Source organism: Pseudomonas sp. zfem004, from assembly GCF_032621715.1.
In the GTDB taxonomy this organism is placed as follows: domain Bacteria; phylum Pseudomonadota; class Gammaproteobacteria; order Pseudomonadales; family Pseudomonadaceae; genus Aquipseudomonas; species Aquipseudomonas sichuanensis.
Map to the genome: position 1 here is coordinate 1 of NZ_JAVYJF010000009.1, position 26,767 is coordinate 26,767.

The window sequence follows — 26,767 nt, forward strand, 5'->3', positions numbered from 1 at the left end:
GCGCCAAGCACTTTGAGGGCCCGAACTTCATATCCGACAAGGGCACTGTGCGGGTTTCCCGCGAGGGCCGGGAAGTCTCGGTGCTGCACCCGGAAAAACGCCTGTACACCGTGCAGCAGTCGATGATGACCGAGGCTGGCATCGACGCAGGCTTTACCCGCGACCTGTATGTCGCCCTGGGCGAGCCGCTGGAAAACGGTGCCTGGGCGGTGCGGGTGCATATCAAACCCTATGTCCGCTGGATCTGGCTGGGCGGTCTGCTGACTGGCCTGGGCGGCTTGCTGGCGGCCTTCGACCGACGCTACCGCGTCAAGGTCAAGACCCGGGTGCGTGAGGCCCTGGGCGTGTCTGGAGCGACTGCATGAAGCGTTGGATCATGGTGGTGCCACTGGCGGTATTCCTGCTGGTGGCGGTCTTTCTTTACAAAGGGCTGTTCCTCAAGCCCGACGAGCTGCCCTCGGCCATGATCGGCAAACCGTTCCCGGCCTTCTCGCTGGGCACCGTGCAGGGTGACCGCACGCTGACCCAGGCCGACCTGCTCGGCCGCCCGGCGCTGGTCAACGTGTGGGGCACCTGGTGCCCGTCGTGCAAGGTCGAGCACCCGTACCTCAACCAGTTGGCCCAACAGGGCGTGGTGATCCACGGGGTCAACTACAAGGACGACAGCGCCGCCGCGTTGAAATGGCTGGCCGAGTTCCACAACCCTTACCAGCTCAATATCGCCGACCCACAAGGCTCGCTGGGCCTGGACCTGGGCGTGTACGGCGCGCCGGAAACCTTCCTGGTCGATGCCAAGGGCATCATCCGCTACAAGCACGTCGGCGTGGTGGATGCCACGGTGTGGCGCGAGCAGCTGGCGCCGCTGTACCAGGGCCTGGTCGATGAGGCCAGGCCATGAAGCGTTGGTTAGCCGCCGCCGTGCTCGGCTTGAGCCTGGCCGGCGCCGCCCGGGCGGCCATCGACACTTACCAGTTTCGCGACGAAGCCGAGCGTGAACGCTACCAGCAGTTGACCAAGGAGCTGCGCTGCCCCAAGTGCCAGAACCAGGACATCGCCGACTCCAACGCGCCGATCGCCGCCGACCTGCGCCGCGAGATCTTCCGCATGCTTGGCGAGAACAAGAGCAATCAGCAGATCATCGACTTCATGGTCGATCGCTATGGCGACTTCGTGCGCTACAAGCCGGCGCTCAGTGGGCGCACCTTCCTGCTCTGGTTCGGCCCAGGCATCCTGCTGGCCGGTGGTTTCGTGGTGCTGGCGCTGATCGTGCGCTGGCGCCGTGGCCAGGCCGCAGCCGGCCCCGCCGAATTGTCTGCCGACGAACGCGAGCGTCTCGCCAAACTGCTGGAAAAAGACCGTACCCATGACTGAATTCTGGCTTAGCGCGGGCCTGCTGCTGCTCGCCGCCCTGGCATTTCTGCTGCTCCCGATCCTGCGTGGCCGCCGTCGCCAGCAGGCCGAGCAGGACCGTACCGCACTCAACGTGGCGCTGTTCGAAGAACGCGTCGCCGAGCTGGCTGCCCAGCAGCAGGCCGGGGTGCTCGACGCCGAACAGCTGGCCAAGGGCCGCGACGAAGCGGCCCGCGAGCTGCTGGCCGACACCGAGCGCGACGGCGCCGCCCGCCAGGGCCACCTGGGCAAGGCCATCCCGCTGCTGGCGGCGGTACTGGTGCCCGCCATGGCACTGGGGCTGTACCTGCACTTCGGCGCCGCCGACAAGGTCGAGCTGACCCAGGAGTTCGCCAAGGCGCCGCAATCCATGCAGGAAATGACCTCGCGCCTGGAACGGGCGGTACAGGCCCAGCCGGACTCGGCCGAAGCCCTGTACATCCTGGGCCGCACCTATATGGCCGATCAGCGCCCGGCGGATGCCGCCAAGGCCTTCGAGCGCGCCGTGGCCCTGGCCGGGCGCCAGCCGGAACTGCTCGGGCAATGGGCCCAGGCGCTGTACTTCGCCGCCGACAAGCAGTGGAGCCCGCAGCTGCAAGCACTGACCGAGGAGGCCTTGAAGGCCGACCCGCAGGAAGTCACCAGCCTTGGCCTGCGCGGTATTGCCGCGTTCGAGGGGCAGCGTTACCAGGAGGCCATCGGCTTCTGGCAGCGCCTGCTGGCGCAACTGCCCGAGGGCGATGCCTCGCGTGCCGCGCTGCAGGGCGGCATCGACCGCGCCGCAGACAAACTCAAGGCTGGCGGCGGCAAGGTCGAGCAAAGCGCACGTCTGAAAGTGCGGGTAGAGCTGGCCGCGGCGCTCAAGGACAAGGTCCGCCCGGACGACACCGTGTTCATCTTCGCCCGCGCCAGCAATGGCCCGCCTATGCCCCTGGCGGCCAAGCGGGTGACCGTGGCGCAGCTGCCGATCGAGGTGGAACTGTCGGACGCCGACGCGATGATGCCGCAGATGAAACTGTCGGACTACGCTGAAGTCCAACTGGTTGCCCGTGTCTCCCGTGCAGGCCAGCCGACCCACGGTGAGTGGAAAGGCCAGAGCGCCCCGCTGGCCAGTGGCACCCAGGCCACCCAGCACCTGACCATCGACAGCCCCGATTCATAAGAGAGCAGCCCCATGAACAGCACCGTCCGCCTGACCCTGATTACCCTGGCCCTGGGTCTTTCCGCGTGTACGGTGCATCAGCCGGGCGAACGCGAGCCGCTGCCGCCGATCCAGACCACACCGCCGCCGCACCAGGGGCCGGCGGTCAAGCCGCTGCCAGGCAGCAAACCCGCACCCAGCGGCCCGGCAGCGACGCCCAAGCCAATGCCGCGCACCTCTGCCAGTTTTGCCCCGCCACCCGGTGGCGCCAGCCACTGGGACCCGAAGCTGGGTGTCTATGTGCTGGAAAAGCAGCCCAACACCTTTTACCGCCAGCGCACCTATTACCGCTGGAACAACGGCTGGAGCTGGTCGCTGAGCCCCAATGGGCCGTGGCAGGACACTGACAGCAGTGGCGTGCCGGGCGGGTTGGGCAGGGCGTTCGGGCAATAACTGCCGTGGTCTGATCGCGGGGCAAGCCCGCTCCCACGCCGCCATGTGCGTGGGAGCGGGCTTGCCCCACGATAGGGCCGGCAGCGCCAACAACTGGCATACTGCCCCTTCGCATTCAATGGGAGGGTGGCATGAGCAAGACAGTCCTGGTGTTGGTGGAAACCGTCGATGACTACCTGCCGCTATTGGAACAGGCCGGCTACCGCCTGATCCGCGCACCCTCGCCGCAACTGCGCGCCGATGCCATCGCCCGGCACGCCGGCAATATCGATGCCGTGCTCACCCGTGGCCCGCTGGGCCTGACTGCCGCTGAAATCGAACAGCTGGTGAAGCTGCAGATCATCTGCGTGATCGGCGCCGGCTACGAGCAGGTCGACCTGGCCGCCGCCGCCGCGCGCGGCATCACCGTGACCAATGGCGCCGGCGCCAATGCCGGCGCAGTCGCCGACCACACCCTGGCCCTGCTGCTGGCGCTGCTGCGCGACATCCCGCGGGCTGATGCCAGCACCCGTCGCGGTGAATGGAACCGGGTGATCAGCCCCTCGGTGAGTGGCAAGCGCCTGGGCATCATCGGCCTTGGCGCGGTCGGCCAGGCCATCGCCCGGCGCGCCGCCCTGGGCTTCGACATGAACGTCAGCTATCACAGCCGCACCCCGCGCAGCGATGTGCCCTACACCTGGTACGACAGCCCGCTGCACCTGGCCGATGCGGTGGATATTTTGGTGGTTGCTACGCCCGGTGGTAACGGCACGCGCCATCTGGTCGATGGCCAGGTGCTTGAGGCCTTGGGCGCCGAGGGGTATCTGGTGAATATCGCCCGTGCCAGCGTGGTGGACACGCAGGCGCTGGTCACAGCCCTGCAGCAAGGCCTGATCGCGGGCGCCGCGCTAGATGTGTTCGATGACGAGCCTGCGGTACCTGATGCGCTCAAGGCGCTGGCCAATACCGTGCTTACCCCGCATGTTGCCGGGCAGTCGCCGGAGGCGGCGCGCGATACCGTGAACCTGGTGCTGCGTAATTTGCAGGCGTTTTTTGCGGGTGAGGCAGTGTTGACGCCGGTTCGCGGTTGAGATTGCTTTAAGGCTCGGTTTTGCATCGGTAGGTAAAATCTTGGGGTGTGTCAGGGCCTCTAGGTGTTCGCCGATAGATTATCTGCGCCTGTGAGATCGAGCGCCGCCCGCGCGGCGCTCGATCTCACAGGCGCTGCAACTCTATCGGCGAACACTTCGCAGCCCCCAGCCTATACTGCAATCCCCCCCAAACAGCACGGAGCTTCGATCATGCCATTGGAAAAACAAGGCACCTGCCTCTGCGGCGCCACACGCCTGAAAGTGACCCTCGATCACACCCACGTCGGCGCCTGCCACTGCAGCATGTGCCGCAAATGGACCGGAGGCCCGCTACTGGCGGTGCAGTGCGCCAACCCCCCGCAGTTCGAAGGCCCGGCACCCAGCGTCTACGACTCATCCCCATGGGCCGAGCGCGGCTTCTGCGGCCAATGCGGCACGCACCTGTTCTACCGCTTGAAAGAAAGCCAGCTGTACGTCGTGCCAGTCGGCCTGCTCGATGGTGAAGAAAACTGGACCTTCACCGAGCAGATCTTCATCGACGAAAAACCCGCCTGGTACTGCTTCAAGAACGAAACCAAGGACCTCACCGGCCAGCAGGTCTTCGAGCAGTTCGCCCCGACCTGAGGCAAGCTGCCTTGCCAAACCTGCGCATTCCTGCGAAAAGGGCGGCCACGAAAAACCGCTTCGAGGAACCTGCCATGAGCAGTGAGCTGCAAGTCATCGATCTACAGGAAGGCGACGGCAAGGCCGTGGTCAAGGGCGCGCTGATCACTACCCAGTACCGGGGCACGCTGGCCGACGGCAGCGAGTTCGATTCGTCTTGGACACGCGGCAAGCCGTTCCAGTGCGTGATCGGCACCGGCCGGGTGATCAAGGGCTGGGACCAGGGCCTGATGGGCATGCGCGTGGGCGGCAAGCGCAAGCTGCTGGTGCCGGCACACCTGGGCTATGGCGAGCGCAGCGTGGGCGCGATCCCGCCGAATTCCGACCTGACCTTCGAGATCGAACTGCTCGAAGTGCTGACCCGGGACGATTGAGGCACGGGACATCATTTGGCAACAGTCCGCTACTAACGTGGTCTCTGGCCACGGAACGGTAGTTGTACGCAGGGAGGAACCAAACGGGGCGAGGGCACTCTGACCCTCACGCGCGGCCAAGGATGGCATCCACTGCAAGGGCGCCTGCGGCATCGACGGCAGGCTATGTGGCGAGCCTCGATACCTTCTGCCACAAGAGCCTGCCGTAGATGAAACTGCTCCCCTTCGTTCGCCGTCGTCGTCACCTGCTGCTGAGCCTGCTGCTCACCGCTGCGGCCGTGCCCTTGGCAATGGATGTGGTCGAAAGCCGGGCGCGGCCGGTGGATGGCACCCAGACCCTGGTTTTCCTGCGCCACGCCGAAAAGCCTGGTGAAGGCCTGGGCCAGTTGAACTGCCAGGGGCTCAACCGTGCCATCGACCTGGCCACCTTGCTGCCGGAGCGTTTCGGCAAGGCCGACTACGTGTTCGCCGCCAACCCCTCGCGGCATGTCGAGGAAGGCAGCCAGGACCAGAGCTACAGCTACATCCGCCCACTGATGACCATCACCCCCAGTGCCATTCGCCTGGGCCTGCCGGTGAACATCGACTACGGCGCCAACGACACCGATGGCCTGGCCAGGGAACTGCTGCGCGACAAGTACCGCAATGCCACGGTCTATACCGCCTGGTCCCATGGTTATCTACCGGACTTGATCAATGCCGTGGCCGGCAAGGCCCTGGGTGAGGATCGGGTAATCACCCAGGACTGGAGCGGTGATGACTTCGACACCCTGTATGTACTCACCCTGACCTGGCACGACGGCAAGGCCAGCCTGCTCAGCCGTAATGTGCGCCAGGGCCTGGACAACGGTGCGTCTGGCTGCCCGACCTGAGCTGCTGTTACTGTCTTGCGCTGAACCCATGCACAGGGATGTACGGATGAGCCAGCGGGTAACGGTGATTGGAGGAGGGGTAGTTGGCCTGGCGACCGCCTATGCGCTGGTGCGCGAGGGCTACTCGGTCGACCTGGTCGAAGCCCGTGACAGCCTGGCCAGTGCCACCAGTTTCGCCAATGGCGGGCAGCTGTCGTACCGCTATGTGGCGCCGTTGGCCGATGCCGGGGTGCCCTGGCAGGCGCTCGGCTGGTTGTTGCAGGGCGACTCGCCCTTGCGCTTGCGCCTGCGCCTGGACCCGGCCCAGTGGCGCTGGCTAGCGGCCTTCGTCATGGCCTGCCGCACCGGGGTCAATCGGCGCAATGCTGCCCAGTTGCTGAGCCTGGCCCTTGAGAGCCAGGCGGTGCTGGCGCGCTGGCGCGAGGAGGACGGCCTGGTGGATTTTGCCTGGCGGCGCAACGGCAAACTGGTCGCCTTTCGTACCCGGCAGGCGTTCGCGCATGGGCGTGAACAGTTGCTCGATCCACTCAATCAGCAGGTACTGGATGCTGGGCAATTGCGCCTGCTCGACCCGGCATTGGCCGAGGCGCCTTTTATCGGCGGTGTGTTCACCCCGGACGAGGAAGTCGCCGATTGCCACCGCTTCTGCCTGCGCCTGGCCGAGCGGCTGGAGGCGTCGGGGCAATGCCAGCTGCACCTGGGTCAGGCGGTGACTCGGTTGATCCGGCGCAAGGACGAGGTGGTGGCGCTGGCGCTCGCTGATCGCCAATTGGATGTACAACGCCTGGTGCTGTGCGCTGGGCATCGCAGCGCCAGCCTGGCGTTGCCCGGCCTGAACCTGCCGGTTTATCCACTCAAGGGCTACAGCCTGACCGCGCCCGTCACCGAGGCCCATCGGGCGCCTGACGTAAGCCTGACCGATTACGAGCGCAAGATCGTCTATGCGCGGCTGGGCCAGCAACTGCGGGTGGCGGCGATGGTGGACATCGTCGGCTATGACGAAACGGTGGATGCCGGCAGGCTGCGCAGCATGCGCCGGCTGGCGGGGGAGACACTGCCTGGGGCGGCCGATTATGGCCAGGCGGTGGAGTGGGCGGGGATGCGGCCGGCGACGCCGACCGGGGTGCCGATCATCGGGGCGACGAATTATCGCAACCTGTGGTTGAACCTGGGGCATGGGGCGTTGGGGTTCACCCTGGCCTGCGGCAGTGGCGAGCGGTTGGCCAGGATGATGGGGTGACTTTGCCAGCCCCATCGCGGGGCAAGCCCGCTCCCACGAAATGAACTGCCCTCAAGGGTTGGATTGGTGTCCAACTTTTTGGGGGCAGTCCCAAATCAGAGGCGTGGGAGCGGGCTTGCCCCGCGATAGGGCCCTACAGGCCGCTCAACGGCCGAAGCGCATCGGCCAGCCCACCACCTTCTTCACCCGCGGCGTGGCATAGGTGCGCACCTTGGAAGTGCTCAAGCCCAGGCGCACCAGCGATTCGGCGATGGTCACCGCCGCGCTCACACCATCCACTACCGGCACCCCGGTACGCTGGCGAATTTCTTCGTCGAGCCCGGCCATGCCGCCACAACCCAGGCAGATCACCTCGGCCTTGTCCTCCTGCACGGCGCGCTCGGCCTGCTCGACGATGGCTGCAACGGCCCGCCTTGGGTCGGCCTCCAGCTCCAGTACAGCCAGCCCGCTGGCACGCACCGAGGCACAGCGGTCGTAAAGACCTGACAGTTTCAGACGGTCCTCGATCAACGGCACGGTGCGGTCCAGGGTCGTCACCACGGAGTAGGCGTGGCCCAGGTACATCGCCGTGCTGGCGGCGGCGTCGGTGATGTCCACCACCGGTACGTTGAGCAACTCCTGCAGGCCTTCGCGGCCATGTTCGCCGTAACCGGCCTGGATGACGGCGTCGTAGGGCTGGTCATAGGCCAGCACCCGGTCCATCACGGCGATGGCGGCCAGGTAACTCTCGAAATTGCCTTCCACCGATTCGGCACCGAACCAGGGCGTCAGGCCGACGATCTCGGTGCCCGGCGCGGCGACGCTGCGCGCCTGCTCGGCGATGGCCTCGGTGATGGCTGCGGTAGTGTTGACGTTGGCGATCAGAATACGCATGACGGATCTCCCTGAAATCAGTGGCTGCTGTGGTCGACGGCGATGCACTCGCCGCTGACGTCGTGGTACTGGGCGTGGCGCGGCGCGATCAGCAGGTACAGGGCGGCGGCGATGCCGGCCCCGATCAGCCAGGAGAACGGCGCGACGCTGTGGAAGTTGGGCACCAGGGCCAGGACGATGGCCAAGAGCGCGGCGGGGATGAACGCGGCGAGGGCGCGCAGGTTGATGCCCTTGGTGTAGTGGTAGGCGCCGGCGGGGTTCTCGCTGTACAGCTCGGGCACGTTGATGCGGCCCTTACGCAGCAGCCAGTAGTCGGCCATGATCACGCCGTACAGTGGGCCGAGCAGGGCGCCCAGGCCCGACAGGAAGTACACGATCACCAGCGGGCTGTTGTACAGGTTCCACGGCAGGATCAGCACCGCCAGGGTGGCGCTGATCAGGCCGGCACGGCGGAAGTTCAGGTGGCGTGGCGCCAGGTTGCTGAGCACGAAGGCCGGGGCGACGAAGTTGGCCATGATGTTCACTGCCACGGTGACGATCAGGAAGGCCATGCAGCCCAGCACCAGGAACAGGGTGTTGGGGATGCTGGCGACGATCTGCGTCGGGCTGTCGATGATCTGGCCGTTGATCTGGAACTGCGCGCCGCACAGCACCACGGTGATGGCGGCGAACACCAGGATGTTCACCGGCAGGCCCCAGAAGTTGCCGACGCGGATGGTCTTGCGGCACGGCGAGCTGCGCGCGAAGTCACAGAAGTTCAGCACCAGGGTGCCGTAGATCGCCAGCCACAGCGCGCCGCCGGCAAAGATGTTGCGCCACATCTCATAGCCGGTGAGCGGTTCGGCAACCGACCAGGCGATGCGCGCGTCGGCCTTGAAGTACATGAACACCGCAAGGCAGGCCACGGTCAGCAGGATCACCGGGCCGGCGAAGGCCTCGTAGCGGCGCACCATCTCCATGCCGTAGGCGAGGATCACCAGCTGCACCAGCCAGATCGCCACGAAGCACACCCAGCCCAGGCTCGACAGGCCAAGGATGCTGTCATGGTCGTAGGCGGCCACTTGCGGCCAGACCGCCGTGAGCAGCACCCGCAGCACCACCGAAGCGAGGTAGGTCTGGATACCGAACCAGGCGATGGCGATGACCGCGCGGATCAGCGCCGGGATCTGCGCGCCGTGGATACCGAAGGCGATGCGGCTGATCACCGGGAACGGCACGCCGGTTTTCTGGCCCATGTAGCCGGACAGGTTCATGAAGAAGTACACCAGCGCCGCGCCGATCGCCAGTGACAGGAGGATCTGCCAGCCGCCCAGGCCAAGGGCGAACAGCCCCATGGCGAAGGAGTAGTTGGCGATGTTGTGCACATCGTTGGTCCACAGCGCGAAGATGCTGTAGCCGCCCCAGCGGCGGCCTTCGGCTTTGGTCGGGGCGAGGTCGCGGTTATGCAGGCGCGGGCTCAGTTCGAGGTCGGCCGGGTGGCCGTCGAGGGTGGTTGAGACGGGGCTGGTGCTGGCAACGGAAAGTTCAGGGGCAAGGGGGAGGCTGCTACTCATTCCGGCGGCTCCTGATGCGTGTGACTGCGATGAGCGGGCGCTGGCGCACGGGCTCGCCATCTCGTCGGTGCAGGCGTTGGCATCACTGGGTTCTGGGCGCGGCGGTCGCGGTTCGGGGCGACGCTGCGGGTTCTTGTGTATTTATGTTTTGTTTAAGTTGTATACAAAACACGAACACACAAAAGCCAGTTCTATGCCAGGGTGAATCCAAGTTTCAGGTGGCCATCATTTTGAATTTGACTAGTTTAAATATAAGTAACTGAAATTATGGATTTATAAGTTGACCGAATGAACAGTTTAAATTTTTTAAGATGCGTATTAGTTGATCAATTGGTCAAAATTAGATGGTCGTAGTGTGTAACCTAATGGGGCGCTGCTTCGCAAAAGTGCACACAAAAATGGCACTTAAGGTGACATTTATGTGTACAAAAAATCGCCAGGGTTCTTCGCCGGCAAGCCGGCTCATTCGGCGCGCACAGAGATGTCGCGTCGTACCAACAAGGCAGACCAGGTGATGGCACAGGAAAGACTGGCCCGAAACAAACTGTGGGAGCGGGTTTACCCGCGAAGCGCCGCGCGGGCGGCGCTCGATCTGATAGGCGCAGAAGGAACATCGGCGAGCACCTGGTGGCCCACATGCGATTTCAAGACAGGCTTCTGGGCGTCACACCGCTAGCCCTGGGTAATCAGGATCGGGCAACGGCCACCAGGCGCATGGCGGGAGATTGGGTGAAGACACACCAGGTGCCTGGCGATGTTTTTGTAGCGCCTATGAGATCGAGCGCCGCCCGCGCGGCGCTTCGCGGGTAAACCCGCTCCCACATCTATTTCGGGCCAGTCATTCCTGTGAGGTCATCGCTGTCCGCCTTGTTGGCATGGCGCGATATCTCTGTGCGCGCGGATGCCGCTGCGCCTGTCTCACAGGCAATCCAACCCTCAGTGCTTCATCCCAAGCTCCGCGTCATCCATCAGCGCCTTGGCCAGCGCGCTCAGGTAATACGATGCCCACAGCAGTTGCGGCTTCTCTTCCATGATTCCGGTGATGGTCAGGTCGCGCACGCAACCCATCAGCTCCGAAGCCTGGTCCCGCGCATGCTGGCAGGGGATGCCGGGCTCGATGCAGAACAGCGGGGCGGTCATGCCTTCGCCTTGGTAGAACTTGGTTTTGCCCGCAGTGGTGCGGGGCGTGGTGTCGTCTGTGTTCATTGCTCACTCTCCCTGAAATGATCGGTGCCTGGGCGGGCCCTATCGCGGGTCAAGTCGCATCGGCGCACCGCCGCTCCCACGGATGCAGGCATTACCCTGCGGACTCGGGGTTGTGTGGGAGCGGCGGTGCGCCGATGCGACTTGCCCCGCGATGGCGCCAGCCCAGGCGACACAAGACCTACGGCCTAGTGGAACGCCCGACGCTCCATCTGCGGCATCTGCACCTGAATCAACGCCGACTCAAGCAGCACCCGCAGCGCCTCGATCTCATGCATCAACGCCATGATCAGAAACGACGTGGGCGACTTGGACTGCTGGACCGAAATGGCCTGATGCGCAACAGCCTGCGCGCACAGGGCGTACTCCGTGGCCTGGATCAGGGTGTCTTCGAGGGAGTGATGGTTGTGGGGTGGATCGGGGACGATCTTCAACATAGCTATTTACCTTTCAGGTGCGACCACCTGCCTGCTGTCAAACAGAAGGGTGGCAGCTGTACGTGGGTTGACAGACCGGCGGAAATAGCAAAGTTCCGGCGCACGCGAACGTGCCCGCACGTACAGCCGCCATAACGGCAAACCGCACGCTATTTACCGTCACAGCCTGTCAAAGCTGTGTCGTTGATGTGCAACGACTCGCCGAGACTAGGGACCTACCAAGGCGACCGCAACGGAAAAAAGGCGGCAAGAGTATGTTTGGGAAATGGACTACAAGTAAGGGCCTTAATCCGATTTTTCGTAAAAGTTAGCGAAGTCAGGTGTTGCAGATGTTGCATGGATACTGGCCGGTCTTCGTAGGAGCATTTCAGCGCGCACAGAGATATCGCGCCATGCCAACAAGGCGGACCAGGTGATTGCACAGGAAAGACTGGCCCGAAATAAACTGTGGGAGCGGGTTTACCCGCGAAGCGCCGCGCGGGCGGCGCTCGATCTAATAGGCGCTGCAGGAACATCGGCGAACACCTGGTGGCCCACATGCGATATCAAGACAGGCCCTTGGGCGTCACACCGCTGGCCCTGGGTAATCAGGATTGGGTAATGGCCACAAGGTGCATGCCGGGAGATTGGGCGAAGGCCACCAGGTGCCTGGCGATGTTCTTGTAGCGCCTACAAGATCGAGCGCCGCCCGCGCGGCGCATCGCTGGCAAGCCAGCTCCCACATCTGTTTCGGGCCAGTCACTCCTGTGATTGCATCGCTGTCCGCCTTGCTGCATGTCTCAAGCCCTGCGCGGCGGCCGGGCGTCAACCGTCAAGCCATCGGCGGCAGCCTGCGCTTCACCGGGGTCTTCTTGATGATCGCGGTATTAGTCTCGGCCAGCACATTGAGCAGGTCGAGCAGGGTGTCCAACTGCTCCATCGAACGCACATGCAGGCGGGCGATGAAGCAGTCCTCACCAATGACCTTGTCGCACTCGGTGAACTCGGGAATGGCGACGATCTGCCGCTCAACCTCCTGCAATTTCCCCGGCAATGGGCGCACGCGCACGATGGCCTGCAACTGGTAACCAAAGCAGCGTGGATCCACCTCCACCGTATACCCACGCAGCACGCCACGCTCCTCCAGGCGGCGCAGGCGCTCGCTGACGCTGGGCGCGGACAGCCCGCTGATCTGCGCCAGGGCCTTGAGCGAGCGGCGGGAGTCCTCCATCAGGGCGTTGATCAACAGCTGGTCGATGTCGTCAGTCATGGCTATCTCGTTAGGCAATTCCGGTGATTGGCCTTGATAGTAAAGGCGAATGGGTAAATCTGCCTTCGCTATCCGCTGGAAGGTCCATCGACACCCCGCGCATACTGTGGCCATCGTGTACAGGAGGTGTGAGATGGACAATTCGCTACGCCGTGGCTCCCTGGAAATGGTCGCCGCCATGCTGATCTCCGGGACCATCGGCTGGTTCGTGCTGGTGTCCGGGCAGCCGGTGCTGGAGGTGGTGTTCTGGCGCTGCGTGTTCGGCGCCGGCACCTTGCTGCTGATCTGCGCGGCCATGGGCTTTCTCAAGCCCGGCGTGCTGACCCGTGCCACTTTCCTGCTGGCGGTGCTCAGCGGGGTGGCGATCGTCGGCAACTGGGTGCTGCTGTTCGCCTCTTACTCGCGGGCATCGATCGCCATCGGCACGGCGGTATACAACGTCCAGCCGTTCATGCTGGTGGGGCTGGCGGCGCTGTTTCTCGGCGAGAAGATCACCCTGGCCAAGCTGACCTGGCTGGGCGTGGCCTTCGTCGGCATGCTGGCCATCGTCAGTGCCCATGGCGCCGGGCAAGCCAGCGGCAGCGAGTACTTGCTGGGCATCGGCCTGGCGCTGGGTGCCGCGTTCCTCTATGCGCTGGCGGCACTGATCATCAAGCGCCTGACCGGCACGCCGCCGCACCTGATCGCGCTGATCCAGGTGAGCACCGGGGTGATGCTGCTGGCGCCGTGGGTGAAGCTCGGCGGCCTGCCGGGTGAGTGGCCGGCATTGGGCAGCCTGGTGACCTTGGGCATCGTCCATACCGGGCTGATGTACGTGCTGCTGTACAGCGCCATCCAGCGCCTGCCCACCGCGCTGACCGGCGCACTGTCGTTCATCTACCCGATCGCGGCGATCCTGGTGGACTGGGTGGCCTTCGGTCATCGACTGGCGCCGTTGCAATGGCTGGGGGTGGCGCTGATCCTGCTGGCGGCGGCGGGGATGCAACAGGGCTGGTGGTTCCGGCCGGCGCGGGTGCGCGGGGTGACGCGTTCGGAATAGGGCAGCGCTTGTGGTACAACGCCGTTTGACAAGGATGAGTCGGAGGGTGGGGTGTTTTCCAGGATCAGTCTCGAACAGTGGCGCGCGTTCGTCAGCACCGTCGAATGCGGCGGTTTCCAGCAGGCCGGCGAGCACCTGTACAAGTCGCAGTCGGCGGTCAGCCATGCGGTCGGCCGCATGGAGCAGTTGCTGGGGCAGGAGCTGTTTGTCATCGAGGGCCGCAAGGCCGTGCTGACGCCACTGGGCCAGGCGTTGTTGCCCCAGGCCAAGCACCTGCTTGGGGCGGCGCAGAAGCTCGAACGCCTGGCCAACCAGTACCAGCCGGGCCTGTTTACCGAGCAGGCGCTGGCGGTGGATGTACTCTTCCCCCTTGATGCCCTGCAGCAGGCGTTGCTGGATTTTGCCGGGCACTACCCGGACCACCGCATCCGCTTGTACGAAACCGCGCTGTCGGGTGGCCGCGAGCTGCTGGAGGATGGCAAGGTCGAGCTGGCCATCGCCAGCAGCCTGCCGCCCGGTTGCGTGCAGGTGCTGCTGCTCAATGTCTCGCTGGTTTGCGTGGTCGGTACTGGCCATCCGTTGAGCCAGCTACAGGGCGAGTTGAGCCTGGACGACATGAAGCCTTACCGGCAGGTGGTGATTCGCGACTCCGGCACGCGCCATTCGCAGAACAGCGGCTGGCTAGGGACTTCCCAGCGCTGGACGGTGAGCAGCCTGGCGGCCGCCGAAAGCTTCGTCGAGCGCGGCCTGGGCTTTGCCTGGCTGCCCCAGCACCGGGTGCGCGACGGGCTCAGGGACGAGCGCCTGAGCCGGGTCGCCCTGCAGCACCAGCGTGAGCGCGAGGTGCCGCTGTACCTGGGATACCCGGAGGCCTATCGGCACAACCCCGAGGTGAAGCTGCTGGCGCAGTTGTTGTGCGAGCAATGCCGGTCATGGAACCCCGACAGTGCTTACGGCGTAGCCTGTACCTCGGAGTGAGCACTCAGGTCGGCCCGGGCCAGGGTGATGGTCCGGCGCAGCTGCTCGAAGGTCAGGGCGCCGCAGATCAGGAAGCGGCCGTCGATCAACAGGCTAGGCACCGAGCTGACGTTCAGGCGCCGTCCCAGGGCCAGGTCCTGTTCGAGCAATTGCGGTGCTTGCTGTTGCAGCGCTGCGGCGAACGCTTCGGGCTCGAAACCGGCCTCGGCCGCCACGGCCAGCACCGTGGCCTGGTCACCGATGTTGCGGTTGTGCACCAGGTGGGCCTCCTGCAGGCGGTCGAACAGGCGCTCGTGGCCGGGGTTGCCTTCCAGCGCCTTGGCAGCCTGGCAGGCCAGGCCGGCGAGCAGGCCGGTGGGGTATTCGAAACCCTGCTGGCGCATGCCTTCGATATTGATGCGCTTGACGTCCTCGGCATGGGCGCACGACTGCCAGTGGCCGAGTATGGTGTGCTTGGCTTCGGGCATCGAGCCGAAGCGTTCGATCATTGCCGCGCGGCTGGTCTGGAGGATGAAGCTGCGGTGCTGGATATCCAGGTTCAGTTCCTCCTGCAGCAGCTTCAGGCGCGGGGCGAGGACGAAGCACCAGGCGCAGACGACGTCGTGGAAGAATTCGATCTTGAGCGTTGGCATGACAGTGATCCGTGTTCAGTGGGGGTGGCTGCACTATCGCCGGCACGGCACGGGCGAAAAAGCGACAAAAATGCGGGCAACCCACGCATCCCGTTCATCGATGGCGGCATGACCCGCGGCTGAGCGGGTAGAATGGCGCTTTTGCCCGATCAAGACCGATATGAGCCCAGCCATCGCCACCCTCGAGCAGCACCTGCTCGCCGCCCTCGATCCCGCCCCGACCGAGACCCGCCGTCTGTTCCATGGCCGCGGGCGCTGCTGGCCGGGGCTGGAGCAGATCACCGTCGACTGGCTCGACGGGGTTTTGTCGGTCGCACTGTTTCGTGAACCACCCGAGGGCCAGTTGGCTGAACTCGAAGCGATGCTGCGCAGCCTGGCCGAACGCCCGCAGTGGACCGGCCAGGCCATGCTGTTGCAGCACCGCTACCTGCCCGACAGCCCAGGCCAGTGGCTGCTCGGTGAACCCTGCCAGCAGCGCGAAGTTACCGAGGATGGCCTGAAGTACCTGCTCGACCTGGGCGTGCGACAGAACAATGGCCTGTTCCTCGACATGCGCTACGGCCGGCGCTGGGTGCGCGAGCAGGCGGCCGGCAAGCGGGTGCTCAACCTGTTCGCCTATACCTGCGGCTTTTCGGTGGCGGCGATTGCCGGGGGCGCCGAGCAGGTGGTCAACCTGGACATGGCCAAGTCGGCGCTGTCCCGTGGGCGTGACAACCACCGGCTCAATGGCCATGACGCATCGCGCGTTGCCTACCTGGGGCATGAGCTGTTCAAGTCGTGGGGTAAGGTGCGCAAGTACGGGCCGTACGATCTGATCATCATCGACCCGCCGACCTTCCAGCGTGGCAGCTTCGTGCTGACCCAGGACTACGGGAAGATCCTGCGCCGCTTGCCGGAGTTGTTGAATGCAGGCGCAACGGTGCTGGCGTGTGTCAACGACCCGGGGATCGAGTCGCAGTTTCTGATTGATGGCATGGCTGAGCATGCGTCGGGGCTTGAGTTTGTCGAGCGGTTGGAGAACCCGCCGGAGTTTCCCGATGCGGATCCGGAGGGTGGGTTGAAGGCCCTGGTATTCCGCCAGGTGTGATGTTGACTTTGCCGGGCTCTTCGCGGGTAAACCCGCTCCCACAGGGACCCTACAGTATTCAGACCTGTAGCGATTCCTGTGGGAGCGGGTTTACCCGCGAAGGGGCCGGACCTGCCTAAATCAATTACTACTTGTTGGTATAGATCTGGTCGAACACGCCACCGTCGTTGAAGTGGGTCTTCTGCACGGTGCGCCAGTCACCGAAGGTCTTCTCCACCGAGAGGAAGTCGACTTTCGGGAAGCGGTCGGTGTATTTGGCCAGTACTTTGGCGTCACGCGGGCGCAGGTAGTTGTTGGCGGCGATTTCCTGGGCTTCGGGCGACCACAGGTACTTCAGGTATTCCTCGGCCACGGCCTGGGTGCCTTTCTTGGCCACCACCTTGTCGACCACGCTCACCGGCGGCTCGGCTTCGGCCGACACGCTTGGGTAGACCACTTCGAACTGGTCGCGGCCGAACTCGCGGGCGATCATTTCGGCTTCGTTCTCGAAGGTCACCAGCACGTCGCCGATCTGGTTGGTCATGAAGGTGGTGGTGGCGGCGCGGCCACCGGTATCGAGCACCGGCGCCTGCTTGAACAGCTTGCCGACGAAGTCGCGAGCCTTGGTTTCGTCGCCGCCTTGCTTGAGCACATAGCCCCAGGCCGACAGGTAGGTGTAGCGGCCGTTACCCGAGGTCTTGGGGTTGGGCACGATCACTTGCACGCCGTCCTTGAGCAGGTCGGGCCAGTCCTTCAGCGCTTTCGGGTTGCCCTTGCGCACGATGAACACGGTGGCAGAGGTGAACGGCGCGCTGTTGTTCGGCAGGCGGGTCACCCAGTTGTCCGGTACCAGCTTGCCGTTGTCGGCCAGGGCATTGATGTCGGTGGCCATGTTCATGGTGATGACATCGGCCGGCAGGCCGTCGATCACGGCGCGGGCCTGCTTGCTCGAACCGCCGAAGGACATCTGCAGGTTGACCTTCTCTTTGTGCTCGGCTTCCCAGTGCTTCTGGAAGGCCGGGTTGTAGTCCTTGTAGAAGTCACGCATCACGTCATAGGAAACGTTGAGCAGGGTCGGGGCGGCCTGGGCCAGGTTGCCAAGGGCAAGGCCTGCGGCGAGCAGCGAGGCGCTGAAGAGTTTTTTCACGTTGCGTCCTTGTTATTGAAAGGAGAGTGGCAGAGTGCCTGCGACTATAGCGGGTGGCCCTGTGCGGGCTAAAGAACAAAAACAGCTTTGGTTATGCCGTTGCCTGTACCGGCCCTATCGCGGGGCAAGCCCGCTCCCACGGGGCCGGTACAGACGGCCTCAATGTTTGGTAAACAACGCATTGCCACACCGCGAACAGAAGGCCGCACCATGTTCATGGTGGTTCTTGGCGCAGGTCGGGCAGTCGTGCTGCAACTGTTCCCCACGCAGCGCGTTGGCCAGTTCGGCGGTGAAGATGCCGGTGGGCACGGCGATGATCGAGTAACCGGTGATCATCACCAGTGACGACAGCACCTGCCCCAGCGGGGTCTTGGGCACGATATCGCCGAAGCCCACGGTGGTAAGGGTGACGATGGCCCAGTAGATACCCTTGGGGATGCTGGTAAAGCCATGCTCAGGTCCTTCGATCACGTACATCAGGGTGCCGAACACGGTGACCAGGGTCGACACGCTGACCAGGAACACGATGATCTTCTGCTTGCTGCCCTGCAGCGCCGCCAGCAGGTAGTGGGCCTGCTTGAGGTAGGGGCTGAGCTTGAGCACGCGGAAGATCCGCAGCATACGGATGACGCGGATGATCAGCAGGTACTGGGCGTCGCTGTAGTACAGGGCGATGATCCCCGGCACGATCGCCAGCAGGTCCACCAGCCCATAGAAGCTGAAGGCGTAGCGCAGCGGTTTGGGCGAGCAGTACAGGCGGGTGATGTATTCGGCGAGGAAGATCGCCGTGAAACCCCACTCGATGGCGGCCAGCAGGCCGGCGTAGCCCTGGTGTACTTCGTCGATGCTGTCGAGGATCACCGTGACCAGGCTGGCGAGGATGATCAGCAGCAGGGCTTTGTCGAAACGCCGGCCGGCGACGGTGTCGGTCTGGAAGACGATGATGTAAAGCCGCTCGCGCAGGCTTGCTGGGTTTTCCATGGGCGCGTTCCATTGTGCAAATGGGCAGAGCCTAGGGGCTGGGTATCAGCTGTGCAAGCGGGGCGCGTTGCGGCGTTGGTTGAGCTGCGCCAGGTGGCTGCCCAGGTGCATCAGCCAGCAGGCGACCACGAACGGCGCGGTCAGCCCGGCGATCGGCAGCAGGTTGAACAGCGGTTGCAGCAACAGCGCCAGGGCGATGGCCAGCAACGTCATCCAAGGGCGCTCGCCCTGACGGCTGAAGGCCAGCGCAGCCAATGCCGCGTTGAAGCCGTACAGTCCGAGCCAGGCCCCTTGCGCCTCGCCAGCCAGCAGCGCGACACCGCCACCGATCGTTGCGCCAATCACCGCCCAGGTGGCTGCATAGGGATTGGCAAAGTACATCCCGATGACGATCAGCAACCCGGCCATCGGCTTGTCGAGCAGAAAGATCTGCCCGATGCCGCGCAGCATGGCATACAGCGGGTCGGCCTCGACGTAGCTGTTGGCGGTGGGGGCGGCCAGCAGCAGCGCGGCCCATCCAAGCAGCACGAAAGGCGCGGTGTAGGCCACCAGCAACTTGCCGCCGCGCTTGCGCCATTGATGGGTGAGCATGCTCGACAGCCCCCCGGCGGCGATGATCAGCGGCGGCAGGATGGCCGACCAGGGCAGCACGGCGCTGATCAGGATGCCGATCAGCACGCCGTTGTAGCAGTACAGCCCGGCCTGGCGGTCGGCACGGTCATAGCCGCGACGTTGGGCGGTGAGCAGGCCGGCGAGGGCGCCGAGCAGGGCGCCGCCGACCAGCGAAGGGGCGGTCAGCAGGATGGCCAGCAGGCAGCACAGGCCGCACAGGGGGTTGCGCAGCAACAGCACCTGGCTGAAACCGTTGAGCAGCGCCGTGGCCCAGTCAGGGCACGGGTTGACGAAATTTTTGGTGTACATGGGCAGTCAGCAAGGTGAGTGGTCAGCGGTGGGCCTCTTTGGGCCTCGGTTTTCCGCAATGTCTTGGGTCAGCAACGGGTAGCGTGGGAGCGGGCTTGACCCGCGATGGCGTCAGCACAGGCATCAATGCCATGCCTGCTGGCGCCATCGCGGGCGGTGCGGCGTCCCGACAAGCCCGCTCCCACGGGGTTACACCAGCGTCTCGATCCGCAGCGTATTAGTCGAACCTGGCTTGCCGAAAGGCACACCGGCGGTGATCAGCAGCGTGTCGCCGCGGCTGGCCATGCCTTGTGCCTGGGCGATCTCCAGCGCGGTGGAAACCACCTCGTCGACCTGGCGCAGGCGGTCGTTGACCACCGAGTGCACACCCCAGGCCACGCTCAGGCGCCGTGCGGTGTTGAGGTTGGGCGTCAGGTTGAGGATCGGCGCCCGTGGCCGCTCGCGGGCGGCGCGCAGGGTCGAGTTGCCCGACTCGCTGTAGTTGACCAGCACCGCCACCGGCAAAATGCCGCTGATACGGCGGATCGCGCAGCTGATGGCATCCGACACGGTGGCCTCGGCCTTGGGCCGGCCCACATCGAGCTGGGCCTGGTAGTCCGGGCCGTTTTCAACCTGGCGGATGATCTTGCTCATCATCTGCACCGCTTCCAGCGGGTAGTCACCCGAGGCGGTCTCGGCCGACAGCATCACCGCGTCAGCACCCTCGGCCACGGCGTTGGCCACGTCGGTGACTTCGGCGCGGGTCGGGGCAGGGGAGAAGCGCATCGATTCGAGCATCTGCGTGGCCACCACCACCGGTTTGCCCAGCTGGCGGCAGGTGTTGATGATCTGCTTCTGGATCTGCGGCACGCTCTCGGCCGGCACTTCCACGCCCAGGTCGCCACGGGCGACCATGATCGCGTCGGACAGCTCGGCGATGGCCTGCAACTGCTCGACCGCCGAAGGCTTCTCGATCTTGGCCATCAGGTAGGCGCGGTCGTCGATCAGCTGGCGCGCCTCGACGATGTCTTGCGGGCGCTGCACGAACGACAGGGCCACCCAGTCCACGCCCAGCTCCAGGCCGAAGGTAAGGTCGCGGCGGTCTTTCTCGGTGAGCGGGGACAGGTCGAGCACGGCTTGCGGCACGTTGACGCCCTTGCGGTCGGACAGCTCGCCGCCGGCCAGCACTTCGGTGTCGATGGCATCGCTGTGCTTGGCGGTCACCCGCAGGCGCAGCTTGCCGTCATCGAGCAGCAGGTCCATGCCGGGCTCCAGCGCGGCGATGATCTCCGGGTGCGGCAGGTTGACCCGGCGGCTGTCGCCCGGGGTCTTGTCCAGGTCCAGGCGCAGGGCCTGGCCACGCTGCAGTTGCACCTTGCCGTCGGCGAAGCGGCCAACGCGCAGTTTCGGGCCTTGCAGGTCCATGAGGATGCCCAGCGGGTAGTTGAGCTGCTGCTCGACTTCGCGAATCCACTGGTAGCGCAGGGCGTGGTCGGCGTGTTCGCCGTGGCTGAAGTTGAGGCGGAAGATGTTCACCCCGGCTTCGACCAGCTGGCGGATGTCATCGATGCCTTTGATCGCAGGCCCGAGGGTGGCGAGGATTTTTACTTTTTTATCAGGCGTCATGATTGCGGGGTCTCGAGGATCAGGATGGCGCGGAAGTCGTTGACGTTGGTGCGGGTCGGCTCGGTGACGATCAGCGCATCGAGGGCGGCGAAATAGCCGTAGCCGTTGTTGTTGTCCAGCTCATCGCTGGCCGACAGGCCCAGGGCCTCGGCGCGGGCGTAGCTGGCCGGGGTCATGAAGGCGCCGGCGTTCTCTTCCGAGCCGTCGATGCCGTCGGTGTCACCGGCCAGGGCGTACACGCCCGGCAGGCCCTTGAGGTTTTCGGTGAGGCTGAGCAGGAACTCGGCGTTGCGCCCGCCGCGGCCGTTGCCGCGCACGGTGACGGTGGTCTCGCCGCCGGAGAGGATCACGCAGGGCGCCTTCAGCGGCTGGCCATGCAGGACGATCTGCCGGGCGATGCCGGCGTGGACCTTGGCCACTTCCCGCGATTCGCCTTCCAGGTCGCCGAGGATCAGCGGGCTGAAACCGGCCTGGCGGGCCTTCACGGCGGCGGCTTCCAGCGACTGCTGGGGTTTGGCGATCAGCTGGAAGTGGCTGCGGGCCAGGGCCGGATCGTCGGCCTTGACGGTTTCGGAGGCCGGGTTGTTGAGCCAGTCGATGACGGCCTTGGGCGCTTCGATGTTGTAGCGCTTGAGGATCGCCAGGGCATCGGCCGAGGTGCTCGGGTCGGCCACGGTAGGGCCGGAGGCGATGACCGTGGCCAGGTCGCCCGGTACGTCGGAAATCGCGTAGGTGTAGACGGTGGCCGGCCAGCAGGCCTTGGCCAGACGGCCGCCCTTGATCGCCGAGAGGTGCTTGCGCACGCAGTTCATCTCGTCGATGGCGGCGCCGGACTTGAGCAGCGCCTTGTTGATCTGCTGCTTGTCGGCCAGGGTCAGGCCTTCGGCGGGCAGGGCCAGCAGGGCCGAGCCGCCGCCGGAGAGCAGGAAGATGACGCGGTCGTCTTCGGTGAGGTTGCTGACCAGCTCGAGCACGCGCTTGGCCACGGCCAGGCCGGCGGCGTCGGGGACCGGGTGGGCGGCTTCGACCACTTCGATCTTCTGGCAGTTGGCGCCGTGGCCGTAGCGGGTGACGACCAGGCCGGAAACTTCGCCCTGCCAGCTCTTTTCGACCACTTCGGCCATGGCGGCGGCGGCTTTGCCTGCACCGATGACGATGACCCGGCCGCTGCGGTCGGCGGGCAGGTAGGGTTCGAGGACCTGACGGGGGTGGGCGGCGGCGATGGCTGTGTCGAACAGTTCGCGCAGGAGGTTTTGTGGATCGACCGACATGGCAGGCTCCCAGATTATTGTTGTTCTGCAGAATCAAAAACGCCCCTGGAACTGCCTCCGTGCAGGCCGAACCAGGGGCGGGTGTTGCTCGGGGTCACCAGGTGAGCCTGTGGTTGCAGGTTCATCGGTGTTGAATCTGAGATCTAGGGGGCGCTTTGCGCCCCTATCGCGACACAAGGCCGCTCCTACAGGGGATTGCGTACCGCCTATAGGAGCGGCCTTGTGTCGCGAAAGGGCTGCGCAGCAGCCCCCGGATTCAAATCACTTGTCGTCGCGGATCGAGAAGTTGGCCATGTGCTCCAGGCCTTTGATCAGCGCCGAGTGGTCCCAGTTGCCGCCGCCCAGGGCCTGGCAGGTGTTGAACACTTGCTGGGCATTGGAGGTGTTGGGCAGGTTGATGCCCAGCTCCTTGGCGCCTTGCAGGGCCAGGTTCAGGTCCTTCTGGTGCAGGTTGATGCGGAAGCCTGGGTCGAAGGTGCCTTTGATCATGCGCTCGGCGTGTACTTCGAGGATCTTCGAGGAGGCGAAGCCGCCCATCAGGGCCTCACGCACCTTGGCTGGGTCCGCGCCGTTCTTGGCAGCGAACAGCAGCGCTTCGGCAACGGCCTGGATGTTCAGGGCGACGATGATCTGGTTGGCGACCTTGGCGGTCTGGCCGTCACCGTTGCCGCCGACGCGGGTGATGTTCTTGCCCATGGCTTCGAACAGCGGCAGGGCGCGTTCGAAGGCTTTCGGGCAGCCGCCGACCATGATGCTCAGGGTGGCGGCCTTGGCGCCGACTTCACCGCCGGACACCGGGGCGTCCAGGTAGGCGGCGCCGGTGGCCTTGATCTTCTCGGCGAAGGCCTTGGTGGCGGTCGGCGAGATCGAGCTCATGTCGATCACGACTTTGTTCGGGCCGACACCTTCGGCAACGCCGTTTTCACCGAACAGGACGCTTTCGACCTGCGGGGTGTCGGGCACCATGACGATGATGAATTCAGCTTCCTGGGCCACTTCCTTGGGGTTGGCCAGGGCCACGCCGCCGGCGGCGATCAGGTTGGCAGGAGCTGCGTCGTGGTGGGTCGATACGAAGATGCTGTGACCTGCTTTTTGCAGGTTCTGGGCCATGGGGTTGCCCATGATGCCGGTGCCGATGAAACCGATTTTAGCCATGAGAATGTGCCTCTTGTATTTGTGTGCGGACCCTGTGGGAGCGGGCTTGCCCCGCGATGGCGGCATCAAGGCCAGCATCGCAATCGCGGGGCAAGCCCGCTCCCACGGGTTTCGTTTTATTCAGCTGTTCAGATAGCGTTGTGAGTCTTCAGCCAGCCCAGGCCCGCCTCGGTGGTGGTCTTGGGCTTGTACTCCGCGCCCACCCAGCCCTGGTAGCCGATGCGGTCCAGGTGCTCGAACAGGAAGCGGTAGTTGATCTCGCCGGTGCCCGGCTCGTGGCGGCCCGGGTTGTCGGCCAGCTGCACGTGGTTGATCAGCGGCAGGTTGGCTTCCAGGGTACGGGCCAGGTCACCTTCCATGATCTGCATGTGGTAGATGTCGTACTGCAGGAACAGGTTGTCGCTGCCCACTTCGGCCTGGATTTCCAGGGCCTGCTGGGTGGTGTTCAGGTAGAAACCGGGGATGTCGCGGGTGTTGATCATTTCCATGACCAGGCGGATCCCGGCGGCCTTGAGCTTGTCGGCGGCGTAGCGCAGGTTTTCCACGAAGGTCTTGCGAACGGTGGCGCAATCCGGGCCTTGCGGGCGGATGCCGGCCAGGGCGTTGACCTGGGTGTTGCCCAGCACCTTGGCGTATTCGATGGCCTTGTCGACGCCGGCGCGGAACTCTTCGACGCGGTCCGGGTGGCAGGTGATGCCGCGCTCACCCTTGGCCCAGTCGCCGGCCGGCAGGTTGAACAGCACCTGGGTCAGGCCGTGGGCATCGAGCTGCTGCTTGATCTCGGCGGCGCTGAAGTCATACGGGAAGAGGTATTCGACACCGCTGAAGCCAGCATCGGCGGCGGCCTTGAAGCGGGCCAGGAAGTCCTGTTCGGTGAACAGCATGGACAGGTTGGCAGCGAAGCGAGGCATGGTTGTCTCCTTGCAATGAGGGCCCCCGGCACGCCGGTGCGCGGGGGCGTCAGGCAATCAGTCGAGCATCGAGATGGCGGTTGGCGCGTCGTTGCCGACCAGGGCGAGGTCTTCGAACTCGTTGACCGCGTTGATCTCGGTGCCCATGGAAATGTTGGTGACACGCTCGAGGATCACTTCGACCACGACCGGTACGCGGAACTCTTCGGCCATCTTCTGCGCCTTGAGCAGGGCAGGGGCGATCTCGGCCGGTTCGAACACGCGGATGGCCTTGCAGCCCAGGCCTTCGACCACGGCGACGTGGTCGACACCGTAGGTGGCGGCGTCGGTGGCGTTGATGTTCTCGAACGCCAGTTGTACACAGTAATCCATGTCGAAGCCACGCTGCGCCTGGCGGATCAGGCCGAGGTAGGCGTTGTTCACCAGCACGTGGACGTACGGCAGATTGAACTGCGCACCCACTGCCAGCTCTTCGATCATGAACTGGAAGTCGTAGTCACCGGACAGCGCGACGACCTTGCGTTTCGGGTCGGCCTTGACCACGCCCAGGGCGGCAGGGATGGTCCAGCCCAGCGGGCCGGCCTGGCCGCAGTTGATCCAGTGGCGTGGCTTGTACACGTGCAGGAACTGCGCGCCGGCGATCTGCGACAGGCCGATGGTGCTGACGTAGGTGGTGTCCTTGCCGAACACTTCGTTCATTTCCTGGTACACGCGCTGTGGCTTGACCGGGACGTTGTCGAAGTTGGTCTTGCGCTGCAGGGTCGCCTTGCGCTGCTGGCAGTCTTCCAGCCAGGCCTTGCGGCACTTCAGCTTGCCGGCGGCTTTCCACTCGCGGGCCACTTCGAGGAACACGTCCAGCGCCTTGCCGGCATCGGAGACGATACCCAGGTCCGGGGTGAACACGCGGCCGATCTGGGTCGGCTCGATGTCCACGTGCACGAACTTGCGGCCTTCGGTGTAGACGTCGACGGAGCCGGTGTGGCGGTTGGCCCAGCGGTTGCCGATACCGAACACCAGGTCGGATTTGAGCATGGTCGCGTTGCCGTAGCGGTGCGAGGTCTGCAGGCCGACCATGCCGACCATCAGTGCGTGGTCGTCAGGGATGGTGCCCCAGCCCATCAGGGTCGGGACTACCGGTACGCCGGTCAGTTCGGCGAACTCGACCAGCTTGTCGCTGGCGTCGGCGTTGATGATGCCGCCGCCGGCTACCAGCAGTGGGCGCTCGGCGTCATTGAGCAGGGCCAGGGCTTTCTCGGCCTGTACGCGGGTGGCGGACGGCTTGTTGACCGGCAGCGGCTCGTAGGCGTCGATGTCGAATTCGATCTCGGCCATCTGCACGTCGAACGGCAGGTCGATCAGCACAGGGCCTGGGCGGCCGGTGCGCATTTCATAGAAGGCCTTCTGGAACGCGTAAGGCACCTGGCCTGGCTCCAGCACGGTGGTCGCCCACTTGGTCACCGGCTTGACGATGCTGGTGATGTCGACGGCCTGGAAGTCTTCCTTGTGCAGGCGGGCACGCGGAGCCTGGCCGGTGATGCACAGGATCGGGATGGAGTCGGCCGACGCACTGTACAGGCCGGTGACCATGTCGGTGCCGGCAGGGCCGGAGGTGCCGATGCATACGCCGATGTTGCCCGGGTTGGCGCGGGTGTAGCCCTCGGCCATGTGCGAGGCACCTTCGACGTGGCGAGCGAGGACGTGATCGATGCCACCGACTTTTTTCAGGGCCGAGTAAAGCGGGTTGATCGCGGCGCCAGGAATGCCGAACGCGGTATCTACACCTTCACGGCGCATGACCAGAACGGCTGCATCGATTGCTCTCATTTTGCTCATGGTTTGTGCCTCATCGATTTTGTAATTGTATACAACTTGCTTTGCGACAGAGTGTATTCACGCTTCGACCCAAAGGTCAATCCATTTTCGTCGGCAGGCTTTGATTGGCTCTCGGGGCCGTGAAAAGCGGCATTTCGTCGCAGTCGGTACGATTGCGTCAAATTATTGTATACAAAACATATCTCTGTTGTGTTCTATTCTCTCATCGGTTTTCAACTGCCCTCAGGGCTTCTCACAACAAGAAGAGGACCTTTTCATGAACGCATTGACCCTTAAAGTCGCCGTCGGCGTGGTAAACGCCGCGCTTGCTGCAGGCCGCAAGATCAACGCAGCGCCACTGACCGTGGCGGTGCTGGATGCCGGCGGGCACCTGCTGGCGCTGCAACGGGAGGATGGTGCCAGCCTGCTGCGCCCGGACGTGGCCATCGGCAAGGCCTGGGGCGCAGTGGCCCTGGGCAAGGGCTCGCGCCTGCTGGCGCTGGATTCGCAGCAGCGGCCGGCGTTCTATGCCGCGCTCAATGGCTTGGGTGAGCGGCCGGTGGTGCCGGTGCCCGGTGGCGTGCTGATTCGCGATCAGGACGGCAAGGTGCTGGGTGCGGTAGGGATCAGCGGGGATACGTCGGATATCGACGAGCAGTGTGCGATCAGTGCGATCGAGGCGGCGGGGCTGACGGCGGATGCGGGGGTGGCTGCCTGATCAGGGTTTAAAAC

28 protein-coding genes are annotated in these 26,767 nt (G+C 64.6%); 14 read left to right on the top strand and 14 right to left on the bottom strand.

Annotated elements, in window-relative coordinates:
- From RTH46_RS11535 to RTH46_RS11580, 10 genes are all read left to right on the top strand, one after another.
- On the top strand, positions 1-365 hold a 365-nt coding region (locus RTH46_RS11535), incomplete at its 5' end, for a cytochrome c-type biogenesis CcmF C-terminal domain-containing protein (RefSeq protein WP_316905739.1).
- Positions 362-898, top strand: coding sequence for a DsbE family thiol:disulfide interchange protein (locus tag RTH46_RS11540; protein WP_153789067.1), 537 nt, complete (start codon positions 362-364; stop codon positions 896-898). The genes RTH46_RS11535 and RTH46_RS11540, both read left to right, overlap by 4 nt.
- The gene (locus RTH46_RS11545; protein WP_316905740.1) at positions 895-1,371 is read left to right on the top strand and encodes a cytochrome c-type biogenesis protein; all 477 of its coding nucleotides are present in this window, start codon (positions 895-897) and stop codon (positions 1,369-1,371) included. Before RTH46_RS11540 ends, RTH46_RS11545 begins: the two co-directional genes overlap by 4 nt.
- A complete protein-coding gene (gene ccmI / locus RTH46_RS11550; RefSeq protein WP_316905741.1) occupies positions 1,364-2,551 on the top strand; it encodes a c-type cytochrome biogenesis protein CcmI in 1,188 nt (395 codons plus the stop codon). The genes RTH46_RS11545 and ccmI overlap by 8 nt, the downstream gene beginning before the upstream one ends.
- 12 nt (positions 2,552-2,563) lie before the next feature.
- Positions 2,564-2,983 (top strand): hypothetical protein, encoded by a 420-nt coding sequence (locus RTH46_RS11555; protein WP_153789065.1) that lies wholly within the window; start codon positions 2,564-2,566, stop codon positions 2,981-2,983.
- Between the two features lie 131 nt (positions 2,984-3,114).
- Positions 3,115-4,053, top strand: a complete 939-nt coding sequence (locus tag RTH46_RS11560) for a 2-hydroxyacid dehydrogenase (RefSeq protein ID WP_316905742.1) — start codon at positions 3,115-3,117, stop codon at positions 4,051-4,053.
- Positions 4,054-4,263: 210 nt separating this feature from the next.
- Positions 4,264-4,677 (top strand): GFA family protein, encoded by a 414-nt coding sequence (locus RTH46_RS11565; protein ID WP_153789063.1) that lies wholly within the window; start codon positions 4,264-4,266, stop codon positions 4,675-4,677.
- Between the two features lie 74 nt (positions 4,678-4,751).
- Entirely contained in the window at positions 4,752-5,090 is a 339-nt protein-coding gene (locus RTH46_RS11570; protein WP_125857958.1) for an FKBP-type peptidyl-prolyl cis-trans isomerase, read from the top strand.
- A gap of 209 nt (positions 5,091-5,299) precedes the next feature.
- Positions 5,300-5,962 carry a histidine phosphatase family protein gene (locus RTH46_RS11575; protein WP_153789062.1) on the top strand — a complete coding sequence of 221 codons (663 nt, stop codon included), beginning with the start codon at positions 5,300-5,302 and terminating at the stop codon, positions 5,960-5,962.
- A gap of 46 nt (positions 5,963-6,008) precedes the next feature.
- On the top strand, positions 6,009-7,202 hold the full coding sequence (locus RTH46_RS11580; RefSeq protein ID WP_316905743.1) for a D-amino acid dehydrogenase: 1,194 nt from the start codon (positions 6,009-6,011) through the stop codon (positions 7,200-7,202).
- A gap of 144 nt (positions 7,203-7,346) precedes the next feature.
- On the opposite strand, the gene RTH46_RS11585 is transcribed toward RTH46_RS11580, so the two are convergent.
- The 5 genes from RTH46_RS11585 to RTH46_RS11605 all read right to left on the bottom strand — a co-directional run bounded on the left by RTH46_RS11585 (position 7,347) and on the right by RTH46_RS11605 (position 12,517).
- Complete coding sequence (locus RTH46_RS11585) at positions 7,347-8,075, bottom strand: aspartate/glutamate racemase family protein (RefSeq protein WP_153789060.1); 729 nt, start codon at positions 8,073-8,075, stop codon at positions 7,347-7,349.
- Positions 8,076-8,092: 17 nt separating this feature from the next.
- Complete coding sequence (locus RTH46_RS11590) at positions 8,093-9,628, bottom strand: NCS1 family nucleobase:cation symporter-1 (protein WP_153789059.1); 1,536 nt, start codon at positions 9,626-9,628, stop codon at positions 8,093-8,095.
- A 936-nt stretch (positions 9,629-10,564) separates the two neighbouring features.
- Positions 10,565-10,834 carry a DUF3077 domain-containing protein gene (locus RTH46_RS11595; protein ID WP_110995301.1) on the bottom strand — a complete coding sequence of 90 codons (270 nt, stop codon included), beginning with the start codon at positions 10,832-10,834 and terminating at the stop codon, positions 10,565-10,567.
- Between the two features lie 185 nt (positions 10,835-11,019).
- A complete protein-coding gene (locus RTH46_RS11600) occupies positions 11,020-11,268 on the bottom strand; it encodes a hypothetical protein (RefSeq protein ID WP_316905744.1) in 249 nt (82 codons plus the stop codon).
- An 811-nt stretch (positions 11,269-12,079) separates the two neighbouring features.
- On the bottom strand, positions 12,080-12,517 hold the full coding sequence (locus RTH46_RS11605; RefSeq protein WP_153785181.1) for an Lrp/AsnC family transcriptional regulator: 438 nt from the start codon (positions 12,515-12,517) through the stop codon (positions 12,080-12,082).
- Positions 12,518-12,650: 133 nt separating this feature from the next.
- Between RTH46_RS11605 and RTH46_RS11610 the strand changes: the two genes are divergently transcribed.
- Both RTH46_RS11610 and RTH46_RS11615 read left to right on the top strand, forming a co-directional pair.
- Positions 12,651-13,556, top strand: a complete 906-nt coding sequence (locus RTH46_RS11610; RefSeq protein ID WP_153785180.1) for a DMT family transporter — start codon at positions 12,651-12,653, stop codon at positions 13,554-13,556.
- A gap of 51 nt (positions 13,557-13,607) precedes the next feature.
- The gene (locus tag RTH46_RS11615) at positions 13,608-14,534 is read left to right on the top strand and encodes a LysR family transcriptional regulator (protein WP_153785179.1); all 927 of its coding nucleotides are present in this window, start codon (positions 13,608-13,610) and stop codon (positions 14,532-14,534) included.
- Here RTH46_RS11615 and RTH46_RS11620 read toward each other — a convergent pair.
- Complete coding sequence (locus RTH46_RS11620) at positions 14,507-15,166, bottom strand: DsbA family protein (RefSeq protein WP_316905745.1); 660 nt, start codon at positions 15,164-15,166, stop codon at positions 14,507-14,509. The two genes, RTH46_RS11615 and RTH46_RS11620, sit on opposite strands and share 28 nt — an antisense overlap.
- A 160-nt stretch (positions 15,167-15,326) precedes the next feature.
- Between RTH46_RS11620 and RTH46_RS11625 the strand changes: the two genes are divergently transcribed.
- Positions 15,327-16,253 carry a class I SAM-dependent methyltransferase gene (locus RTH46_RS11625; protein ID WP_316905746.1) on the top strand — a complete coding sequence of 309 codons (927 nt, stop codon included), beginning with the start codon at positions 15,327-15,329 and terminating at the stop codon, positions 16,251-16,253.
- A 127-nt stretch (positions 16,254-16,380) separates the two neighbouring features.
- On the opposite strand, the gene RTH46_RS11630 is transcribed toward RTH46_RS11625, so the two are convergent.
- From RTH46_RS11630 to gcl, 8 genes are all read right to left on the bottom strand, one after another.
- The gene (locus RTH46_RS11630) at positions 16,381-17,379 is read right to left on the bottom strand and encodes a sulfate ABC transporter substrate-binding protein (RefSeq protein ID WP_316905747.1); all 999 of its coding nucleotides are present in this window, start codon (positions 17,377-17,379) and stop codon (positions 16,381-16,383) included.
- A gap of 159 nt (positions 17,380-17,538) precedes the next feature.
- Complete coding sequence (locus RTH46_RS11635; protein ID WP_153785175.1) at positions 17,539-18,360, bottom strand: ion transporter; 822 nt, start codon at positions 18,358-18,360, stop codon at positions 17,539-17,541.
- Positions 18,361-18,405: 45 nt separating this feature from the next.
- On the bottom strand, positions 18,406-19,281 hold the full coding sequence (locus RTH46_RS11640; RefSeq protein ID WP_153785174.1) for an urea transporter: 876 nt from the start codon (positions 19,279-19,281) through the stop codon (positions 18,406-18,408).
- A 189-nt stretch (positions 19,282-19,470) separates the two neighbouring features.
- Positions 19,471-20,886 (bottom strand): pyruvate kinase, encoded by a 1,416-nt coding sequence (pyk, locus tag RTH46_RS11645; protein WP_316905748.1) that lies wholly within the window; start codon positions 20,884-20,886, stop codon positions 19,471-19,473.
- Entirely contained in the window at positions 20,883-22,157 is a 1,275-nt protein-coding gene (locus RTH46_RS11650; RefSeq protein ID WP_316905749.1) for a glycerate kinase, read from the bottom strand. Before RTH46_RS11650 ends, pyk begins: the two co-directional genes overlap by 4 nt.
- A 261-nt stretch (positions 22,158-22,418) precedes the next feature.
- Complete coding sequence (locus tag RTH46_RS11655; RefSeq protein WP_023631172.1) at positions 22,419-23,312, bottom strand: 2-hydroxy-3-oxopropionate reductase; 894 nt, start codon at positions 23,310-23,312, stop codon at positions 22,419-22,421.
- Between the two features lie 128 nt (positions 23,313-23,440).
- Positions 23,441-24,223, bottom strand: a complete 783-nt coding sequence (hyi, locus tag RTH46_RS11660) for a hydroxypyruvate isomerase (RefSeq protein ID WP_110993595.1) — start codon at positions 24,221-24,223, stop codon at positions 23,441-23,443.
- Between the two features lie 57 nt (positions 24,224-24,280).
- A complete protein-coding gene (gene gcl / locus RTH46_RS11665; protein ID WP_153785170.1) occupies positions 24,281-26,056 on the bottom strand; it encodes a glyoxylate carboligase in 1,776 nt (591 codons plus the stop codon).
- Positions 26,057-26,312: 256 nt separating this feature from the next.
- Between gcl and RTH46_RS11670 the strand changes: the two genes are divergently transcribed.
- Positions 26,313-26,753 carry a GlcG/HbpS family heme-binding protein gene (locus tag RTH46_RS11670; RefSeq protein WP_153785169.1) on the top strand — a complete coding sequence of 147 codons (441 nt, stop codon included), beginning with the start codon at positions 26,313-26,315 and terminating at the stop codon, positions 26,751-26,753.
- Positions 26,754-26,767 lie beyond the last annotated feature (14 nt).

Coding starts and splice junctions, on each gene's coding strand:
- RTH46_RS11540 (WP_153789067.1), top strand. CDS start 362: ATGAAGCGTTGGATCATGGTGGTGCCACTGGCGGTATTCCTGCTGGTG.
- RTH46_RS11545 (WP_316905740.1), top strand. CDS start 895: ATGAAGCGTTGGTTAGCCGCCGCCGTGCTCGGCTTGAGCCTGGCCGGC.
- ccmI (WP_316905741.1), top strand. CDS start 1,364: ATGACTGAATTCTGGCTTAGCGCGGGCCTGCTGCTGCTCGCCGCCCTG.
- RTH46_RS11555 (WP_153789065.1), top strand. CDS start 2,564: ATGAACAGCACCGTCCGCCTGACCCTGATTACCCTGGCCCTGGGTCTT.
- RTH46_RS11560 (WP_316905742.1), top strand. CDS start 3,115: ATGAGCAAGACAGTCCTGGTGTTGGTGGAAACCGTCGATGACTACCTG.
- RTH46_RS11565 (WP_153789063.1), top strand. CDS start 4,264: ATGCCATTGGAAAAACAAGGCACCTGCCTCTGCGGCGCCACACGCCTG.
- RTH46_RS11570 (WP_125857958.1), top strand. CDS start 4,752: ATGAGCAGTGAGCTGCAAGTCATCGATCTACAGGAAGGCGACGGCAAG.
- RTH46_RS11575 (WP_153789062.1), top strand. CDS start 5,300: ATGAAACTGCTCCCCTTCGTTCGCCGTCGTCGTCACCTGCTGCTGAGC.
- RTH46_RS11580 (WP_316905743.1), top strand. CDS start 6,009: ATGAGCCAGCGGGTAACGGTGATTGGAGGAGGGGTAGTTGGCCTGGCG.
- RTH46_RS11585 (WP_153789060.1), bottom strand. CDS start 8,075: ATGCGTATTCTGATCGCCAACGTCAACACTACCGCAGCCATCACCGAG.
- RTH46_RS11590 (WP_153789059.1), bottom strand. CDS start 9,628: ATGAGTAGCAGCCTCCCCCTTGCCCCTGAACTTTCCGTTGCCAGCACC.
- RTH46_RS11595 (WP_110995301.1), bottom strand. CDS start 10,834: ATGAACACAGACGACACCACGCCCCGCACCACTGCGGGCAAAACCAAG.
- RTH46_RS11600 (WP_316905744.1), bottom strand. CDS start 11,268: ATGTTGAAGATCGTCCCCGATCCACCCCACAACCATCACTCCCTCGAA.
- RTH46_RS11605 (WP_153785181.1), bottom strand. CDS start 12,517: ATGACTGACGACATCGACCAGCTGTTGATCAACGCCCTGATGGAGGAC.
- RTH46_RS11610 (WP_153785180.1), top strand. CDS start 12,651: ATGGACAATTCGCTACGCCGTGGCTCCCTGGAAATGGTCGCCGCCATG.
- RTH46_RS11620 (WP_316905745.1), bottom strand. CDS start 15,166: ATGCCAACGCTCAAGATCGAATTCTTCCACGACGTCGTCTGCGCCTGG.
- RTH46_RS11625 (WP_316905746.1), top strand. CDS start 15,327: ATGAGCCCAGCCATCGCCACCCTCGAGCAGCACCTGCTCGCCGCCCTC.
- RTH46_RS11635 (WP_153785175.1), bottom strand. CDS start 18,360: ATGGAAAACCCAGCAAGCCTGCGCGAGCGGCTTTACATCATCGTCTTC.
- RTH46_RS11640 (WP_153785174.1), bottom strand. CDS start 19,281: ATGTACACCAAAAATTTCGTCAACCCGTGCCCTGACTGGGCCACGGCG.
- pyk (WP_316905748.1), bottom strand. CDS start 20,886: ATGACGCCTGATAAAAAAGTAAAAATCCTCGCCACCCTCGGGCCTGCG.
- RTH46_RS11650 (WP_316905749.1), bottom strand. CDS start 22,157: ATGTCGGTCGATCCACAAAACCTCCTGCGCGAACTGTTCGACACAGCC.
- RTH46_RS11655 (WP_023631172.1), bottom strand. CDS start 23,312: ATGGCTAAAATCGGTTTCATCGGCACCGGCATCATGGGCAACCCCATG.
- hyi (WP_110993595.1), bottom strand. CDS start 24,223: ATGCCTCGCTTCGCTGCCAACCTGTCCATGCTGTTCACCGAACAGGAC.
- gcl (WP_153785170.1), bottom strand. CDS start 26,056: ATGAGCAAAATGAGAGCAATCGATGCAGCCGTTCTGGTCATGCGCCGT.
- RTH46_RS11670 (WP_153785169.1), top strand. CDS start 26,313: ATGAACGCATTGACCCTTAAAGTCGCCGTCGGCGTGGTAAACGCCGCG.